Origin of the sequence: Shinella sp. CPCC 101442, from assembly GCF_024704725.1 — a bacterium.
Lineage (GTDB): Bacteria > Pseudomonadota > Alphaproteobacteria > Rhizobiales > Rhizobiaceae > Shinella.
Genome location: NZ_JALIQS010000003.1, coordinates 937,482 through 954,629, shown reverse-complemented (window position 1 = coordinate 954,629; position 17,148 = coordinate 937,482). Strand labels below are relative to the sequence as shown.

The following is a 17,148-nucleotide window of genomic DNA, read 5'->3' as shown; positions in this document are numbered from 1 at the left end:
GGGAACCGCCATGGCGAATTTCGTGATCGTCGGCGCCGGCGAATGCGGCGCACGCGCAGCCTTCGCGCTCCGCGAAAAGGGCTTTGACGGCACGTTGACCCTGATCGGCAGCGAAACGCATCCGCCCTATGAGCGCCCGCCGCTTTCCAAGGAGGCGTTGGTCGCTGGCGCCGGTCCGAAATTCGTCGCCGAGCCGGGGCGCTATGTCGAAGCCGGGATCGACCTGCTGCTGGGCCGCACGGTGTCCGGGATCGACCGTGCCGCAAAGCGTGTCGTGCTGGGGGATGGCGCGGTCGTTCCCTACGACAAGCTGCTTCTGGCAACCGGCGCGCGCCCACGGGCATTGCCGGGGGCGACCCACGGCGGACGTATCCTTGCGCTGCGCAGCCATGACGATGCGACGCGTATCCGAGAACATCTGGTCGAGGGTAGTCCTATCGCCATTCTCGGCGGTGGCTTCATCGGTCTCGAGCTTGCCGCCAGTGCTCGAAAGCTCGGCGCGAGCGTTACGCTTGTCGAAGGCCTGCCGCGCGTCCTGAGCCGTGGCGTACCGGCGGAGATCGCTGAAATCGTCGCAAGCCGCCACGCGGCGGAGGGTGTGAACATTCTCTGCGGCGCGAAGGTGTCGGGCGTCGAGAACGGCCCGGGTGACGTGCGCATCACGCTGGAAGACGGGCGCGTTGTCAGCGCCAGCCTGCTCGTCGTCGGCATCGGTGCGGTGCCGAATACGGAGCTGGCGGAAGCCGCCGGTCTGGCCGTCGAAAACGGCATTGCCGTGGATGGCCTGCTGTGCACCTCCGATCCCGATATCTTTGCAGCGGGCGATTGCACCTCTTATCCGCTGCCGCTCTATGGCGACCGCCGTATCCGGCTCGAATCCTGGCGCAATGCACAGGAGCAGGGCCAGCTTGCCGCAGCAAACATGCTGGGTGGCACCGAGGCGCATGCCGCCGTGCCGTGGTTCTGGTCGGATCAGTACGACATGACGCTGCAGATCGCCGGCCTTGCCGATGGCGCGGTTCGCACGGTGCGTCGCGATATGGGCGAGGGCGCGTTCATCCTCTTTCACCTCGATGCCGGGGGGCGTCTGATCGCGGCCAGCGGCATCGGGCCGGGCAATGCGGTCGCTCGCGACATCCGTCTCGCCGAAATGCTGATCGCCGCCCGCATCCACCCCGATCCGGCCGAACTTGCTTCGCCGGACACCAAGCTCAAGAAACTGCTCGCCGCCTGAGGGAGACCATAGTGAAGACCAAGAGACCGACCGTCGCCGACATCCGGGCGATGAAGGGTAAGCGCCAACTCACCATGCTGCGCGTCGTGACGCTGGAAGAAGCTGCCGCCGCCGAACAGGCGGGCATCGACCTCGTTTCCGTGCCGCCGGCCCTGCTGGGCCCGGCTTTTCGCGAAGCGGCGCCCACCGTGTTTGCTTTTCCCGGCCTCGAATACGGCGATTTCGTCACGGCGGACGACTATCTCCGCGGCGCATTCCAGGCGATGCGGGCGGGCGGCGATGCCGTCTATTGCGCGGCCGGCCTTTCCACGGTGCGGCGCCTGCGTGAAGAGGGGATTCCGGTCTGTGGCCATGTCGGCCTCATTCCCTCCAAGGCCACCTGGACGGGCGGTTTCCGCGCCGTCGGCAAAACGGCGGACAGCGCGCTGGAGATTTTCAGACAGGTGAAGGCGCTGGAGGAGGCGGGCGCCTTTGCCGCCGAAATCGAGGTCGTGCCGGGTGAGATCGCTGCGGCGATCAGCGCAAAAACCGCGCTCGTCATGCTCTCCATGGGGGCTGGCACGGGCTGCGATGCGCAATATCTCTTTGCCGACGACGTGCTCGGCCAGAATCGCGGCCATTATCCGCGCCATGCAAAGGTCTACCGCAATTTCGCGGCGGAATATGATCGCCTGCAGCAGGAGCGCATCGCGGCCTTCCGCGAATATGCCGAGGACGTGCGCTCCGGCGCCTATCCGGAAAACGGCCATCTCGTCGGCATCGAGCCGTCGGAGCTTGCAGCCTTCCTTGAACGCCTCGGTTCATGAACCCGGTTTCCTCACGCTGGAAAACCGCCTATGTAGGCCGGAAGACGTGAGGAGACATTCATGAAATTCATCGACCCCGACCATCCGTTCTACCGTCCGCTCTGGCGACGGGTGTTGCTGGTCGGGTCCTGCGCGGCGTGGACGGGCGTGGAATTCTATAACGGCGAACAGACCTGGGGCACGATCTTCCTCGTCGTCACCGCCTATGTCTTCGCCAACCTCATCCTGTTCTTCAAGCCTTCCGACCCGGCCGCCAAGCCGCCGGAGGAAACCAAGAGCTAGCGCGAAAGCCCAAAACTCTCTTCCACTTTAAGTCTCCGTATCGTCTCGTCGATCAGCATGTTGGCGATCTTCATGCGCAGCGTCGCATTGGCGCGCATATCTTCCGGTGCGCGGTCGGGATGGTTTTCACGCGCAAAGCTGCGGCGGCGGGCGAGAAGCTCGTCCACGCTTTCCTTGCCGTTCAGTGACAGATCTTCCGCAATTTCGTCCGGCGCGACGCGCAGGAGATGCGGCGGCGGGGCAGGGGGCGGTTCGGGCGCCGGTTGCGGCTCCGGCGGAGCAGGGCGGGGCTCCTCGTAGAGATCGAGATAGGCGGCAGCGGCTTGCGAGCCGGAGACGAAGATGCTGCCGGTGCCGATGCCCGCAAAACCCGAGGTCAATCCGCGAATCTCACCCGGGCCGTCGTCTTCCATGGCGTCGTCGGCAGCGTCTTCCTCCGCCTGGCGCGCCTCGGCCTTCAGCCTTTCCAGCACGGATTCGAAAACGGTCAGGCCGAACATGGTGTCTTTCTCCGTTCAGTCCGGTGAAAGCATCCGGCTGCGTTGCAGGATGAGATCATAGAGCAGTTTGGCGCTTGGGGGGAGCGCCCGGCCTTTCACGGAAATCAGGCTGTAGGGTTTGATGTCGATGTCGAAATCCGTGTTGAGGATGCTGATCTCGCCCGCCTGCGCGCCGACATCGGCGATGAAGACGGCCATGTCGCGAGCGACGGGCGCAATGGCATTCGAGCCGCAGACGATGGCCGTCGTCAGCAGGATCGACGACGTATTGACGACGGTGGAGGGCAGCGCCACGCCGGCGGCGATGAAAAGCTCTTCGATGCGCCGCCGCAGCAGCGTGCCGGCAGGCTGGAACACCCAGTCGAAATGCGGCAGGTCGGCAAGACCGACGACGGGTTTTTCCGTCAGCGGATGGCCTTTCCGCACGATGAGACAGGCCTTTTCGATGCCGATCTCGGTGACGTTGAAGAGGCGGGGGTTGAGGTCGTCGGGTACGCGGGCGATGATGAAATCCTGCTGGGCGGCGAGCAGTTCGCGGGCGAGCACGTTGCTTGTTTCCACGCGTACATTCACCTCGATGCCGGGATAGGCGGCGCTGACCTGCTGGATCGCCGGCACGGCGAGGCTGATCGCCGGCGCGGTGACGGAACCCAGATAGACCGAACCGCCGGTGCCGGATTTCAACGCGGAAAGCTCGCGGTCCACTTCGCGCAGTTCAAGCAGGATCGTGCGTGCCCGCCGCGCGAAGGCTCGGCCGAAGGCCGTCAGCGCCACACCGCGCGAGACCCGCTCGCACAATTGCGCCTTGAGGATCGTCTCCATTTCCGTCAGCATGCGGGATGCGGCGGGCTGGGAGATGTTGAGCATGTCGGCCGCGGCGCTCACCTGTTTGTGCTCCTCGATCGCCACGATCATGCGCAGGTGGCTAAGTTTCAGGCCGCTGCGCAGAAGGCCGACGCCGTGCAAATTGTCGCCGCCTTCATCCGGAAAAAGCGGTTCGTCGATGTCGTCTTCCAAACGCATGGTTACCTCGATCGGTAAAAATATTATATTTCCGTCATTGTATATCAATTTTGATATCGAATTAGAAGCTTATTGCATTTGACAGTTATGGCAATTCGTACGAGGTTTCGCCAATGTGCGCTGGGGTCCTTGGGAGTGGGGACCGGCGGGCTCTATGCTCACCAGTCCAGGCCGTCGCCTGAAAGCGACCCCGCCCGTGCACAGAACAATGCCTGGCTTAATTGGCCAGTGCGCACAAGGGAGAGACCTTTCAATGAAAATGATCACCTCGCTTCTCGCGGCGGCTGCCATCAGCGTCGCGTCGTTCGTTGCCCCGGCTTTTGCCCAGGACAAGGGCATGGTCGGCATTTCCATGCCCACCAAGACCTCGACCCGCTGGATTTCCGACGGCGAGACGATGGAAAAGCTGTTCAAGGACGCCGGCTACACGCCGGACCTGCAGTTTGCTGACGACGACATTCCGAACCAGCTGGCCCAGATCGAAAACATGGTCACCAAGGGTGCCAAGGTTCTCGTCATCGGCGCCATCGACGGCACGACGCTCTCCGACATCCTGCAGAAGGCAGCGGACGCCGGCGTTAAGGTCATCGCTTACGACCGCCTCATCCGCGACTCGGGCAATGTCAGCTACTACGCCACCTTCGACAACTTCCAGGTCGGCGTTCTCCAGGCCACCAGCCTCGTCGACGGCCTGAAGGCGAAGTTCCCGGACACCAAGCCGTGGAACGTCGAACTCTTCGGCGGTTCGCCTGACGATAACAACGCCTTCTTCTTCTACGATGGCGCGATGTCGGTCCTCCAGCCGCTGATCGACAGTGGCGCGATCGTCGTCAAGTCGGGCCAGACCGGCATGGAAACCGTCGGCACGCTGCGTTGGGACGGTGCCGTTGCCCAGGCTCGCATGGAAAACCTGCTCTCCTCGACCTACACCGACGGCCGCGTCGATGGCGTTCTGTCGCCCTATGACGGCCTCTCCATCGGTATCCTGTCGGCCCTGAAGGGCGTCGGCTACGGCTCGGGCGACCAGGCCATGGCGATCGTCACCGGCCAGGACGCCGAACTGCCGTCCGTCAAGTCGATCCTCGCCGACGAACAGTATTCGACGGTCTTCAAGGACACGCGCGAACTCGCCAAGGTCACCGTCAGCATGGTCAACTCGATCCTCGAAGGCAAGGAACCTGAGGTCAACGACACGAAGACCTATGACAACGGCGTCAAGGTCATCCCGTCCTACCTCCTGAAGCCGGTTGCCGTCGACAAGTCCAACGCCGAGAAGATCCTCGTCACGGACTCGGCCTACTACACGGCTGATCAGCTGAAGAACTAATCGTTCTCAAATCTCTCCGGGGTTCGCGCGTTCCAGCGCGAACCCTCTTTTCTCCGGATCGCAGAGCGAATAGGCTCGGTCTCCCTGCTGAAGGGCGATCACTGGCCGCTGGAAACTGGTACATGAGCAAGACCCTTCTCGAAATGCGTGGCATCACGAAGACGTTCCCGGGCGTGAAGGCGCTCGACAACGTCAATCTGAAGGTCCGCGAAGGCGAGATTCACGCCCTTGTCGGCGAAAACGGCGCCGGCAAATCCACCCTCATGAAAGTGTTGAGCGGCGTCTATCCGGCCGGCTCCTACGAGGGCGAAATCCATTTCGACGGCCAAGTCCGTCACTTCTCCACGATCTCCGACAGCGAGCATCTGGGCATCATCATCATCCACCAGGAGCTGGCGCTGGTGCCGCTCCTGTCGATTGCCGAAAACATCTTCCTCGGCAACGAGGTCGCGACGAACGGCGTCATCGACTGGAAGCAGACGTTCCGCCGCACGCAAGAACTGCTCGACAAGGTGGGCCTCAAGGATTCTCCGAGCACGCTGATCACCGATATCGGCGTCGGCAAGCAGCAGCTCGTGGAAATCGCCAAGGCACTGTCCAAGAAGGTGCGCCTGCTCATCCTCGACGAGCCGACCGCCTCGCTCAACGAGAAGGACTCCGACGCGCTCCTGAAGCTGCTCATGGAGTTCCGCACGCAGGGCATGACCTCGATCATCATTTCGCACAAGCTGAACGAGATCAAAAAGGTCGCGGACCAGATCACCATCCTGCGCGATGGCGGCACGGTGGAAACGCTGGACTGTCATCACGAGGATATCTCGGAAGACCGCATCATCAAGGGCATGGTCGGCCGCGAGATGGAAGACCGCTACCCCGCGCGCGAGCCCAAGATCGGCGAAACGCTGCTGGAGGTGAAGAACTGGAACGTCTTCCACCAGCATCACCGTGACCGCCAGTTCCTGCACGATGTGAGCTTCACGGTCCGTGCCGGCGAAGTGGTCGGCATTGCCGGTCTGATGGGCGCCGGCCGTACCGAAACGGCGATGAGCATCTTCGGCAAGAGCTGGGGCCACAAGATCACCGGCGACGTCTCCATGCGCGGCAAGCCGGTGGATGTCAGCACGATCCCCAAGGCGATCGATGCCGGCCTTGCCTATGTCACCGAGGACCGCAAGCATCTCGGCCTCGTGCTGATCAACAACATCATGCACAACACGACGCTGGCCAATCTCGAGGGCGTCTCGTCGAACACCATCATCAACGACCGGCAGGAAGCCAAGGTCGCCTCGGACTATCGCTCGAAGCTGCGCATCCGCTCGCATTCGATCTATCAGGAAACGGTCAATCTTTCCGGCGGCAACCAGCAGAAGGTCGTGTTGTCGAAGTGGCTCTTCACCAATCCCGAGGTGCTGATCCTCGATGAACCCACGCGCGGTATCGATGTCGGCGCCAAGTTCGAAATCTATTCCATCATCAACCAGCTTGCCGCCGAGGGCAAGGGCATCCTCATGATCTCGTCGGAGATGCCGGAACTGCTCGGGACCTGCGATCGCATCTATGTCATGAACGAAGGACGCATCGTGGCCGAGCTTTCGAAGGCGGAAGCAAGCCAGGAATCCATCATGCGCGCCATCATGCGCTCCGGGGAGAAACACTAATGTCCACCGATACCGCGACCAAGACGACCCAGCCTTCGGTGGGGGAATATCTCAAGAAGAACATCCGCGAATACGGCCTCCTGGTCGCGCTCGTCGTGATCATGATCTTCTTCCAGATCCTGACCAACGGTGTGCTGTTCCGCCCGGTCAACATCACCAACCTGGTGTTGCAGAACTCGTTCATCGTCATCATGGCGCTGGGCATGCTGCTGATCATCGTGGCGGGGCATATCGACCTGTCGGTCGGCTCCATCGTCGCCTTCACGGGCGCCATGTCGGCGATCATGCTGGTGAAATGGGGCCTTCCGGCCATTGCCGTCGTGCCACTCGCGATCCTCATGGGTGCCATCATGGGTGCGGCACAGGGCTATTGGGTCGCCTATCAGAAGATCCCGTCCTTCATCGTGACGCTTGCCGGCATGCTGGTCTTCCGCGGCATGACCTATGTCGTGCTGTCGGGTCGTCCGGTCGGTCCGTTCCCGAAGGAATTCCAGGTCCTCTCCACGGGCTTCGTGCCGGACTTCCTGTCCATCACCGATCCCTCGACCAGCCTCATCAAGAACTATGTCGCGCTCGTCGCCGTGCTGCTGCTCGTTGGTTACGCCTTCTATGCCGGCCTGCGTGAGCGTCGCCTCAATGCCGTCAACGAGACGGAAAACGAGCCCTTCGGCTTCTTTGCCGTGCAGATGGCGATCATCGGTGTCGTCGCGATCTTCATCGGTTTCCAGCTTTCGACCTATCGCGGCCTGCCGAACGTTCTCGTCATCATGGGCATCCTGATCGCGCTCTACGCTTTCGTGACGACCCGCACGACAATCGGTCGCCGCATCTATGCGATGGGCGGCAACGAGAAGGCGGCGAAGCTTTCGGGCATCAATACCGAGCGGCTGACCTTCTATACCTTCGTCAACATGGGTGCGCTTGCGGCGCTCGCCGGCATGATCATCGCGGCCCGTCTCAATTCGGCGACGCCGAAGGCCGGCGTCGGCTTCGAGCTCGACGTCATCGCGGCCTGCTTCATCGGCGGCGCATCGGCTTCGGGCGGCGTCGGCAAGATCACCGGCGCGGTCATTGGCGCGTTCATCATGGGCGTCATGAACAACGGCATGTCGATCATGGGCATCGGCATCGATTACCAGCAGCTCATCAAGGGCCTGGTGCTGCTCGCCGCCGTGTTCTTCGACGTCTACAACAAGAACAAGGGTTGACCGGAGAACCGGTCGCCCACCCGATTGCTGGATACTTCGACCGGCCGCCGGTGCGGCCAGTGTGGTGACATTTGTCCGCCGCAGGTGCGGAGCTTTGGCCGGAATGGGCCTTAGGAAGGAAACGGAAATGCTGATTTCGCAGGTAGCAAATGCCGACGGTTCCATCACCGTGGTGGTGCGGGAAGAGGGCGGCGCGGGTCGTGCCGTCAAGGATGCCGTTAGCGTCTATGCGCTGGCGCTGGAAGCCGCCAATAACGGCCAGTCGCTGAAGGCCGTCATCGATGCCAAGGGTCTTGGCGACGAGGTCGATCTGGAAGAGGCCTATGCCGATGGCCGGCTGCTGTCGCCGATCACCCATCCGGACGCTGCGCATCTGCACCTGACCGGCACGGGCCTGACGCATCTCGGCTCAGCCGCCACACGCGATTCCATGCACAAGAAGACCTCTGAAGCCGCCGAAGAGACGCTGACGGACTCCATGAAGATGTTCCGCATGGGTCTCGAGAACGGCAAGCCGAAGGCCGGTGAAAAAGGCGTGCAGCCGGAATGGTTCTACAAGGGCAATGGCAGCCAGGCCGTCGCACCGGGTTCCGCGCTGACGTCTCCCTCCTTCGCGCTCGATGGCGGCGAGGAGCCCGAAATGGCGGGCATCTATATCATCGCCGCCGATGGTTCGCCGTTTCGCATCGGCTTTGCCGTGTCGAACGAGTTCTCCGACCATGTGACGGAGCGCATCAACTATCTCTATCTCGCGCATTCCAAGCTGCGCCAGGCGAGCTTCGGCCCGGAAATCCGCGTGGGTGCGGCCCCCGATGATATCCGAGGCTTCTCGCGCATCGTGCGTGGCGGCGAGGTTCTCTGGGAAAAGCCGTTCGTCTCCGGTGAAGCGAACATGTCCCATACCTTCGCCAACCTGGAATACCATCATTTCAAATACGGTCTGTTCCGCGCGCCGGGCGATATCCACGTCCACATGTTCGGCACGGCGACGTTGTCCTTCGGCGACGGCATCCGCACCGAGGAAGGCGACGTGTTCGAGATCGGCGCAGACGGTTTCGGTCTGCCGCTGCGCAATCCCCTGGCGATTGCCAAGGAAGAAGAAATCGAAATCCGCCAATTGTAGGCGACGGACAGGAGGCTGAGGCCATGACCATCCACCAGAACCTGATCGCCGGCGAATGGGTCGGCTCCGATGCCATCGAGAACATCAACCCGTCGAACACGGGCGATGTCGTCGGCATCTATGCGCGCGCCTCCGTCGAGGACACCAGGACGGCGATCGCTGCGGCGAAGGCCGCATTCCCGGCCTGGTCGCGTTCCGGCATCCTCGAGCGCCACGCCATTCTGCGCAAGACCGCCGACGAGATCCTTGCCCGCAAGGACGAACTCGGCCGCCTGTTGTCGCGCGAAGAGGGCAAGACGCTGGCCGAAGGCATCGGCGAGACCGTGCGCGCCGGACAGATCTTCGATTTCTTCGCGGGCGAGTGTTTGCGCCTTGCCGGCGAGACGCTGCCGTCGGTGCGGCCGAATATCGGTGTCGAGATCACCCGCGAACCGGCCGGCGTCGTCGGCATCATCACGCCGTGGAATTTCCCGATCGCCATTCCCGCCTGGAAGATCGCGCCGGCGCTCTGCTATGGCAACACGGTCGTCTTCAAGCCTGCCGAACTGGTGCCCGGCTGTTCCTGGGCCATCGTCGATATCCTGGTGCGCGCCGGCCTGCCGAAGGGCGTCTTGAATCTTGTCATGGGTAAGGGCTCCGTCGTCGGCCAGACCATGCTCGACAGCCCCGATGTCAACGCCGTCACGTTTACGGGCTCCACTGGCACCGGTAAGCGCGTTGCTTTGGCCTCGGTCGAGCATAACAGAAAATACCAGCTCGAAATGGGCGGCAAGAACCCCTTCGTCGTGCTCGACGATGCGGACCTCACCGTCGCCGTGGAAGCCGCCGTCAATTCGGCCTTCTTCTCGACCGGCCAGCGCTGCACGGCCTCCTCGCGCGTCATCGTGACGGAAGGCATTCACGATCGGTTCGTCGCGGCCGTCGGCGAGCGCCTGAAGAGCGTCGTCGTTGACGATGCGCTGAAGGCCGGCACGCATATCGGCCCTGTCGTCGATCAGAGCCAGTTGAAGCAGGATACGGACTATATCGAGATCGGCAGACAAGAGGGCGCCAAGCTCGCCTTCGGTGGCGAGATTCTGAAGCGCGACACACCCGGTTTTTATCTGGCGCCGGCACTCTTCACCGAAGCGACGAACGACATGCGCATCTCGCGCGAGGAAATTTTTGGCCCCGTCGCGGCGGTCATCCGCGTCAAGGACTACGAGGAAGCGCTGGCTGTCGCCAACGACACGCCCTTCGGCCTTTCCTCGGGCATCGCGACGACCAGCCTCAAGCACGCGACGCATTTCAAGCGCAATGCCGAAGCCGGCATGGTGATGGTCAACCTGCCGACGGCGGGCGTCGATTTCCATGTGCCCTTCGGCGGGCGCAAGGGCTCGTCGCACGGCTCGCGCGAGCAGGGCAAATACGCCAACGAATTCTACACAACCGTCAAGACCGCCTACACCCTGGCGTGAGACAAAGGCCGCCCGGTCTTGCGGGTGGCCCCTTCGAGGACTGGAAAGATGACGAAGAAAGCGGAATGGCCGCGCAGGCTGCGCTCACAGGAATGGTACGGCGGCACCAGCCGTGACGTGATCTATCACCGTGGCTGGATGAAGAACCAGGGATATCCGCACGACCTGTTCGACGGACGCCCTGTTATCGGCATTCTCAACACCTGGTCGGACATGACCCCGTGCAACGGCCATCTGCGCGAGCTTGCCGAAAAGGTGAAGGCGGGTATCTGGGAGGCCGGCGGCTTCCCGATGGAAGTGCCGGTCTTCTCGGCTTCGGAAAACACCTTCCGCCCGACAGCGATGATGTACCGCAACCTTGCGGCCCTCGCGATCGAGGAAACCATCCGCGGCCAGCCGATGGACGGTTGCGTGTTGATGGTCGGCTGCGACAAGACCACGCCGTCGCTGATCATGGCGGCGGCCTCCGTCGACCTGCCGTCGATCGTCGTCACCGGCGGCCCGATGCTGAACGGCTATTTCCGCGGTGAGCGCGTTGGCTCCGGCACGCACCTCTGGAAGTTCTCCGAGATGGTGAAGGCCGGCGAGATGACGCAGGAGGAATTCCTCGAGGCGGAAGCCTCGATGAGCCGCTCGTCGGGCACCTGCAACACGATGGGCACGGCCTCTACCATGGCCTCCATGGCCGAAGCGCTCGGCATGGCGCTGTCCGGCAATGCCGCCATCCCCGGCGTCGATTCGCGCCGCAAGGTCATGGCGCAGCTTACCGGCCGCCGCATCGTGCAGATGGTCAAGGACGACCTGAAGCCGTCAGACATCATGACCAAGCAGGCCTTCGAGAACGCCATCCGCACCAATGCGGCCATCGGCGGCTCGACCAATGCCGTCATCCACCTGCTCGCCATGGCCGGCCGTGTCGGCATCGACCTGACGCTGGACGATTGGGACCGCTGTGGCCGCGACGTTCCGACCATCGTCAACCTGATGCCGTCGGGCAAGTACCTGATGGAAGAGTTCTTCTATGCCGGTGGTCTGCCGGTCGTGCTAAAGCGCCTCGGCGAAGCCGGACTTCTGCACAAGGATGCGATCACTGTCTCGGGCGAAACCGTCTGGGACGAGGTCAAGGACGTTGTCAACTGGAACGAGGACGTCATCCTGCCAGCCGAAAAGGCGCTGACGCAGTCGGGCGGCATCGTCGTCGTGCGCGGCAATCTGGCGCCGAAGGGTGCCGTGCTGAAGCCGTCGGCAGCCTCGCCGCATCTCTTGACGCATCGCGGCCGCGCCGTGGTGTTCGAGGATATCGACGACTACAAGGCGAAGATCAACGACGATGCTCTCGATATCGACGAGACCTGCATCATGGTCATGAAGAACTGTGGTCCCAAGGGTTATCCCGGCATGGCCGAGGTCGGCAATATGGGGCTTCCTCCGAAAGTGCTCAAGAAGGGCATCACCGACATGGTTCGCATCTCGGATGCCCGCATGTCCGGCACGGCCTATGGCACCGTCGTCCTGCACACCTCGCCGGAAGCCGCCGTCGGCGGCCCGCTGGCGGTCGTCAAGAACGGTGACATGATCGAGCTCGACGTGCCGAACCGTCGCCTGCATCTCGACATTTCCGACGAGGAACTGGCAAGCCGGCTTGCCGCATGGCAGCCCAACCACGAACTGCCCGCGTCGGGTTACGCCTGGCTGCACCAGCAGCACGTTCAGGGGGCCGATACCGGCGCCGATCTCGACTTCCTCAAGGGATGTCGCGGCAGTGCCGTCGGTAAGGACAGCCACTGAGGTTTTTCGGGCGCGGTCTTGAAAACCGCGCCCGATTTGTATCGTCGCGAAACAGATCGCGGCGTTCTCAAGGGCGAGCGCAACTTTTCCTTTTTCCCTGTTGCCGACCGTCGCATCACGCGGATGTATCGATCCCGAAGCTTCTGCGGCCCTTCTGGCCGCGGTCGTTCTTGCCGTGCCTGTCCAGCGCGGACGTGCCGGCAAGGGTCTCGCAAATGCCGATGTCGGCGGATCGCGAGGCCTGGCCGATGTCGATGGTGGCAACAATTCCGGTGGTGGAGACACAGGCTCGCGCCCAGACCGTGATGCGATCCGTGACTTCGGCGACTATGATGCGGCGCTGGTCGAATTCGACCGTCAGCTCTGGCTTTGCGATTGGCTCTGGCCGGCCGCTTCCACCTTGATGGCGACGCTCATCGTTTCCGAGGCGCTGCCCATGACCATGCCGGAGATGGGAGCGGCGTCGGTGTAGTCGAGGCCGGTCGAGAGACGGACATAGCGCGCATCGGGGCAGATCTTGTTGGCGGCATCGAAGCCGACCCAGCCGAGGCCCTGCAGGTGCACCTCCGCCCAGGCATGGCTCGCCGTCTGGTCCGGTGCGTCCATCAGAAGATAGCCGGAGACGTAGCGGGCGGGGATGCCGAGATGGCGGGCAACCGAAAGGAAGATATGGGCGTGGTCCTGGCAGACGCCCTGCTTCTTTTCCAGCGCCTGTTCGGCGGTGGTGTCGGAGGCCGTTTCGCCCGGCTTGTATTCGACGCCTTCGTGAATGGCGGCCATCAGGGCGTGCATGCGTGCCAGCTCATTGTCGCCGGTCGCGGCTTTGGCGAGGCCGCGGACAAGCGTGCCGGGCGTGGTCAGCGGCGTCTCGCGCAGATAGAGCCAGAGCGGCACGAACCCCTGATGCGGGCCGAAGACACCAGCCCGATCCTGCGTTTCCACCTCGCCCTCGGCGACGATACGGATCGTCACCTGTTCGGCATTGGTGCTGACGAGATCGACATGGTTGCCGAAATGGTCCGTGTAACCCGCTTCCAGGCGGGCGCCGTGTACGGTGGTCTTCCACTCGCGCACGATCTGGCCCGGCTGGTTTTTCGGCGTCAGCCGCAGCCTTTGCAGCGAATACTGCACCGGGTCGTCGTAGTGGTACTCGGTCGTGTGGCTGATTTTCAGTCGCATTGCACGTCCTCAGCCCTAGCGATAGAAGCGGTAGCCCTCGGAGATTTCCTCTCCGAGGCGGTTGTTGTGCGAGATGAACTCCTCGATGAACTCGTGAAGACCCTGTTCCATGATATCGTCCATGGTACGGCTCCTGAGCAGCATCAGCGTGGCGGAGGCCGTCTCGTGCGCCGCGTGGTTGTCGCCATAGAGCTTTGCGAGATAACCTAGATTGCTGACGATCTTGTCGTAGCTGTAGGCAAGCGAGCGTGGCATGCGGTCGTTGAGGATCAGGAAATCCGCGATGTTGGCGGGCGAGTAGTCGCCGTCATAGACCCAGCTGTAGGAGCGGTGCGCCGAGACCGAACGCAGGATCGATTCCCACTGCTTGTTGTCGAGTGACGAGCCCACCGTGGCGATTGCCGGCAGCAGCACGTAGTACTTTACGTCGAGGATGCGCGTCGTGTTGTCCGCGCGCTCGATGAAGGTGCCGATGCGTGAGAAGTTGTAGATATCGTCGCGCAGCATGGTTCCGTGGAAGGCGCCGCGGATGAGGCCGGTGCGCCGCTTGATCGCATCGATCACCTCAGGCATTTCCGCCGGGCGGACGCGCTTGGAAAGCATCTCCTTGAATTCGATCCAGCATTCGTTCGTCGCTTCCCAGGTCTCCCGTGTCAGCGCGGTGCGCACCATGCGGGCATTGTTGCGGGCGGCGTCGATGCAGGACATCACGCTCGACGGGTTGGCCCGGTCGCGCAGCAGGTAGTCGATGGCATCGGCGCTCGTCAGCTTGCCGTGCACGGTGTCGAAGTCCTCGCGCACGCCGGCGCTTTGCAGCACGCCGTCCCAGTCCTCGTCGGTGGAGCCGCTGCGCGTCAGCGCCATGCGCAGGCCCGCATCGATGAGGCGGGCGATGTTTTCTGCCCGCTCGATATAGCGGAACATCCAATATAGGCCGTTTGCGGTTCTTCCGAGCATCGGCATCAGTCCTCCAGTACCCAGGTGTCCTTCGTGCCGCCGCCCTGGCTGGAGTTCACCACCAGCGAGCCTTCCTTGAGCGCCACGCGGGTCAACCCGCCCGGAATGATCTGCACCTTGTCGGAAACGAGCACGTAGGGCCGAAGGTCGACGTGCCGGGGCGCGATGCCCTTGTTGACGAGAATGGGGACTGTGGAGAGCGACAGCGTCGGCTGCGCGATGTAGTTCGACGGCCGGGCCTTGAGCTTTTCGGCAAAAGCCGCGCATTCCTTCTTCGAGGCGGTCGGGCCGACCAGCATGCCGTAGCCCCCCGAGCCATGCACTTCCTTCACCACCAGCTCGTCGAGATGTTCGAGCACGTATTTCAGGCTGTCCTCCTCCGAGCAGCGCCATGTCGGGACGTTTTCGAGAAGCGCCTTGCGGCCGGTGTAGAATTCGACGATCTCGGGCATGTAGGAATAGATCGCCTTGTCGTCGGAAATGCCGGTGCCCGGCGCATTGGCGATAGTGATGTTGCCGGCCTTGTAGACGTCCATGATACCGGGAATGCCGAGCGCTGAATCGGGCCGGAAGGTCAGCGGATCGAGGAAATCGTCATCGACGCGGCGGTAGAGCACGTCGATCGCCTCATAGCCGCGGGTCGTGCGCATCTTGACCTTGCCGTCGACGACGCGCAGGTCCGAGCCCTCGACCAGTTCCACGCCCATCATGTCGGCCAGGAACGAGTGTTCGTAATAGGCGGAGTTGAAGATGCCGGGGGTCAGCACCGCGACACGTGGTTTGCCGGAACAGCCGGGCGGGGCGAGCGAAGCGAGGCTCTGGCGCAGCAGCTTCGGATAGTCCTCGACCGGGCGCACCTTGTTCAGGTGGAACAGCTCCGGGAACATCTGCATCATGGTTTCCCGGTTTTCCAGCATGTAGCTGACACCGGACGGGGTGCGGGCATTGTCTTCCAGCACGTAGAACTGGTCTTCGCCGGTGCGCACGATATCCGTGCCGACGATGTGGGTATAGACGCCGCCCGGCGGCTTGAAGCCGATCATCTGCGGCAGGAAGGCGACGTTGCGCTCGATCAGCTCGCGCGGCACGCGGCCGGCCTTGATGATTTCCTGCTTGTGGTAGATGTCGTCGAGGAAGGCGTTGAGGGCGATGACCCGCTGTTCAATGCCCTGGGCGAGCTTGCGCCACTCTCGGCCTGAAATGATGCGGGGGATGATGTCGAAGGGAATGAGCTTTTCTGAACTGTCTTCGTGTCCGTAGACCGCGAAGGTGATGCCGGTCTTTCGAAAGAGGTTTTCCGCGTCTCTCGATTTGGCGATCAGGCGGGCCCGATCCTGTCCTTCATACCAGTCATGGTAGTTGTCATAGGGCTGCCGCGGGTTTGAGTCCGCGTTTATCATTTCATCAAATGCCAAAGGCGTGTTCCCCATTTTTCGCCATTTGAGTACAACATCCGGGGCAATGCAAGAACCATGCTCAATTAGCGGGAAAGAATTCTCATACCGCTTTGAGCGCGATCAAACCGGCCGTCGCGACGGTTTTTTGGGGCAGGCATGCATCGGTCGGTCGACCGCCGGACCAGCCTGTGCCGAAAAGATGGGCAGATGCCGAATACGCGACCTGCACCTTTCGCTGAACCTAAGCATCAAGGAAATTCCTTTGACCATCACAGGGGCAGCGCCTATCGCTCGCGCATTCCTTGTCATCCCGCCGGAAGTCCCATGTCCCTCGATCGCCTGGCGCCAGCCGTTTTCGTCCTGCTCTGGTCGACCGGCTGGGTCGTCGCCAAATACGCCACCTTCGTTTCCGAGCCGCTGACCTTTCTCAGCATCCGCTACGCGACGGCTGCGATCCTGTTCACCGGCTTCTGTCTCGTTACCCGCGCCTCCTGGCCGCGTGATACGCGCACCATCGTGCATGCCGTCGTCTCCGGTGCTTTCCTGCATGGCCTCTATCTGGGTGCGGTCTGGTGGGCGATCGGCGAGGGCGTGCCCGCGGCGCTGTCCTCGATCATCGCCGCCCTCCAGCCGCTGATGACGGCGCTGGCCGCACCCTTCTTCATCGGCGAACGGCTCAGCGGAACGCAGAAGATGGGGCTCGGCCTTGGCTTTCTCGGCGTGCTGCTCGCTGTCCTGCCGAAATTCTTCGGACATGGCGCGGCGGAAATCCCGGCCTTTGCCATCATCGTCAACATGCTTGGCATGATCGCCGTCACCCATGGCACGATCTACCAGAAGCAATATCTGCAGACCGGCGACATCCGCACTATCGCCACCCTGCAATATGCCGGTGCGCTCGTCGTCACCTTCCCGTTCGCCTTGGGGCTGGAAAGCCTGCATGTCGATTTCGGCTTCGCCTTCGTCGCGCTTCTCGCCTGGTCCGTGCTTGGCATTTCGATGGGCGCGATCCTGCTGCTGCTCTATCTGCTGCGCCGCGGCCAGGTTTCCCGCGCAGCCTCGCTCATCTATCTCGTGCCGCCCATTGCCGCCCTGCAGGCGGCGGTCGCCTTCGGCGAGGAACTGACGATCCCGATGATCGTCGGAACGCTGATCGTGGTGGTCGGGGTCTACCTCACGAACCGCAAGACGCCGGCGCCGGCGGATTGA

The 17,148-nt window shown here is 62.6% G+C and carries 15 protein-coding genes; 10 read left to right on the top strand and 5 right to left on the bottom strand.

Annotation, left to right across the window (positions count from 1 at the left end; translation table 11 throughout):
- Positions 1 to 10 precede the first annotated feature (10 nt).
- The 3 genes from MUO32_RS15090 to MUO32_RS15080 are packed head-to-tail and all read left to right on the top strand — an operon-like array spanning position 11 to position 2,322.
- Complete coding sequence (locus MUO32_RS15090; RefSeq protein ID WP_257949148.1) at positions 11 to 1,234, top strand: NAD(P)/FAD-dependent oxidoreductase; 1,224 nt, start codon at positions 11 to 13, stop codon at positions 1,232 to 1,234.
- Positions 1,235 to 1,245: 11 nt separating this feature from the next.
- Positions 1,246 to 2,040 (top strand): 3-methyl-2-oxobutanoate hydroxymethyltransferase, encoded by a 795-nt coding sequence (locus tag MUO32_RS15085; protein WP_257949147.1) that lies wholly within the window; start codon positions 1,246 to 1,248, stop codon positions 2,038 to 2,040.
- Between the two features lie 60 nt (positions 2,041 to 2,100).
- Positions 2,101 to 2,322, top strand: a complete 222-nt coding sequence (locus MUO32_RS15080) for a hypothetical protein (RefSeq protein WP_257949146.1) — start codon at positions 2,101 to 2,103, stop codon at positions 2,320 to 2,322.
- On the opposite strand, the gene MUO32_RS15075 is transcribed toward MUO32_RS15080, so the two are convergent.
- Positions 2,319 to 2,822 (bottom strand): hypothetical protein, encoded by a 504-nt coding sequence (locus MUO32_RS15075; RefSeq protein WP_257949145.1) that lies wholly within the window; start codon positions 2,820 to 2,822, stop codon positions 2,319 to 2,321. The genes MUO32_RS15080 and MUO32_RS15075 overlap by 4 nt on opposite strands.
- Before the next feature lie 15 nt (positions 2,823 to 2,837).
- A complete protein-coding gene (locus MUO32_RS15070; RefSeq protein ID WP_257949144.1) occupies positions 2,838 to 3,845 on the bottom strand; it encodes a LysR family transcriptional regulator in 1,008 nt (335 codons plus the stop codon).
- A 253-nt stretch (positions 3,846 to 4,098) separates the two neighbouring features.
- Here MUO32_RS15070 and chvE point away from each other — a divergent pair, with 253 nt between their 5' ends.
- From chvE to araD, 6 genes are all read left to right on the top strand, one after another.
- Entirely contained in the window at positions 4,099 to 5,172 is a 1,074-nt protein-coding gene (chvE, locus tag MUO32_RS15065; protein ID WP_257949143.1) for a multiple monosaccharide ABC transporter substrate-binding protein, read from the top strand.
- Between the two features lie 122 nt (positions 5,173 to 5,294).
- Positions 5,295 to 6,830, top strand: a complete 1,536-nt coding sequence (gene mmsA, locus MUO32_RS15060; RefSeq protein ID WP_257949142.1) for a multiple monosaccharide ABC transporter ATP-binding protein — start codon at positions 5,295 to 5,297, stop codon at positions 6,828 to 6,830.
- Positions 6,830 to 8,038, top strand: a complete 1,209-nt coding sequence (gene mmsB, locus MUO32_RS15055; protein WP_257949141.1) for a multiple monosaccharide ABC transporter permease — start codon at positions 6,830 to 6,832, stop codon at positions 8,036 to 8,038. The genes mmsA and mmsB overlap by 1 nt, the downstream gene beginning before the upstream one ends.
- A 127-nt stretch (positions 8,039 to 8,165) precedes the next feature.
- Entirely contained in the window at positions 8,166 to 9,161 is a 996-nt protein-coding gene (gene araD1 / locus MUO32_RS15050) for an AraD1 family protein (RefSeq protein ID WP_257949140.1), read from the top strand.
- Between the two features lie 23 nt (positions 9,162 to 9,184).
- Complete coding sequence (locus MUO32_RS15045) at positions 9,185 to 10,618, top strand: aldehyde dehydrogenase family protein (RefSeq protein ID WP_257949139.1); 1,434 nt, start codon at positions 9,185 to 9,187, stop codon at positions 10,616 to 10,618.
- A gap of 48 nt (positions 10,619 to 10,666) precedes the next feature.
- Entirely contained in the window at positions 10,667 to 12,406 is a 1,740-nt protein-coding gene (gene araD / locus MUO32_RS15040; protein ID WP_257949138.1) for an L-arabinonate dehydratase, read from the top strand.
- A 357-nt stretch (positions 12,407 to 12,763) separates the two neighbouring features.
- Here the strand turns inward: araD and MUO32_RS15035 are convergent, their stop codons facing one another.
- The 3 genes from MUO32_RS15035 to MUO32_RS15025 are packed head-to-tail and all read right to left on the bottom strand — an operon-like array spanning position 12,764 to position 15,972.
- A complete protein-coding gene (locus MUO32_RS15035; RefSeq protein ID WP_257949137.1) occupies positions 12,764 to 13,585 on the bottom strand; it encodes a transglutaminase family protein in 822 nt (273 codons plus the stop codon).
- 15 nt (positions 13,586 to 13,600) lie between these two features.
- Positions 13,601 to 14,542 (bottom strand): alpha-E domain-containing protein, encoded by a 942-nt coding sequence (locus MUO32_RS15030; protein WP_257949136.1) that lies wholly within the window; start codon positions 14,540 to 14,542, stop codon positions 13,601 to 13,603.
- Between the two features lie 5 nt (positions 14,543 to 14,547).
- Positions 14,548 to 15,972 carry a circularly permuted type 2 ATP-grasp protein gene (locus MUO32_RS15025; protein WP_257949135.1) on the bottom strand — a complete coding sequence of 475 codons (1,425 nt, stop codon included), beginning with the start codon at positions 15,970 to 15,972 and terminating at the stop codon, positions 14,548 to 14,550.
- Positions 15,973 to 16,263: 291 nt separating this feature from the next.
- On the opposite strand from MUO32_RS15025, the gene MUO32_RS15020 reads away from it, so the two are divergent.
- Positions 16,264 to 17,148 (top strand): DMT family transporter, encoded by an 885-nt coding sequence (locus tag MUO32_RS15020; RefSeq protein ID WP_257949134.1) that lies wholly within the window; start codon positions 16,264 to 16,266, stop codon positions 17,146 to 17,148.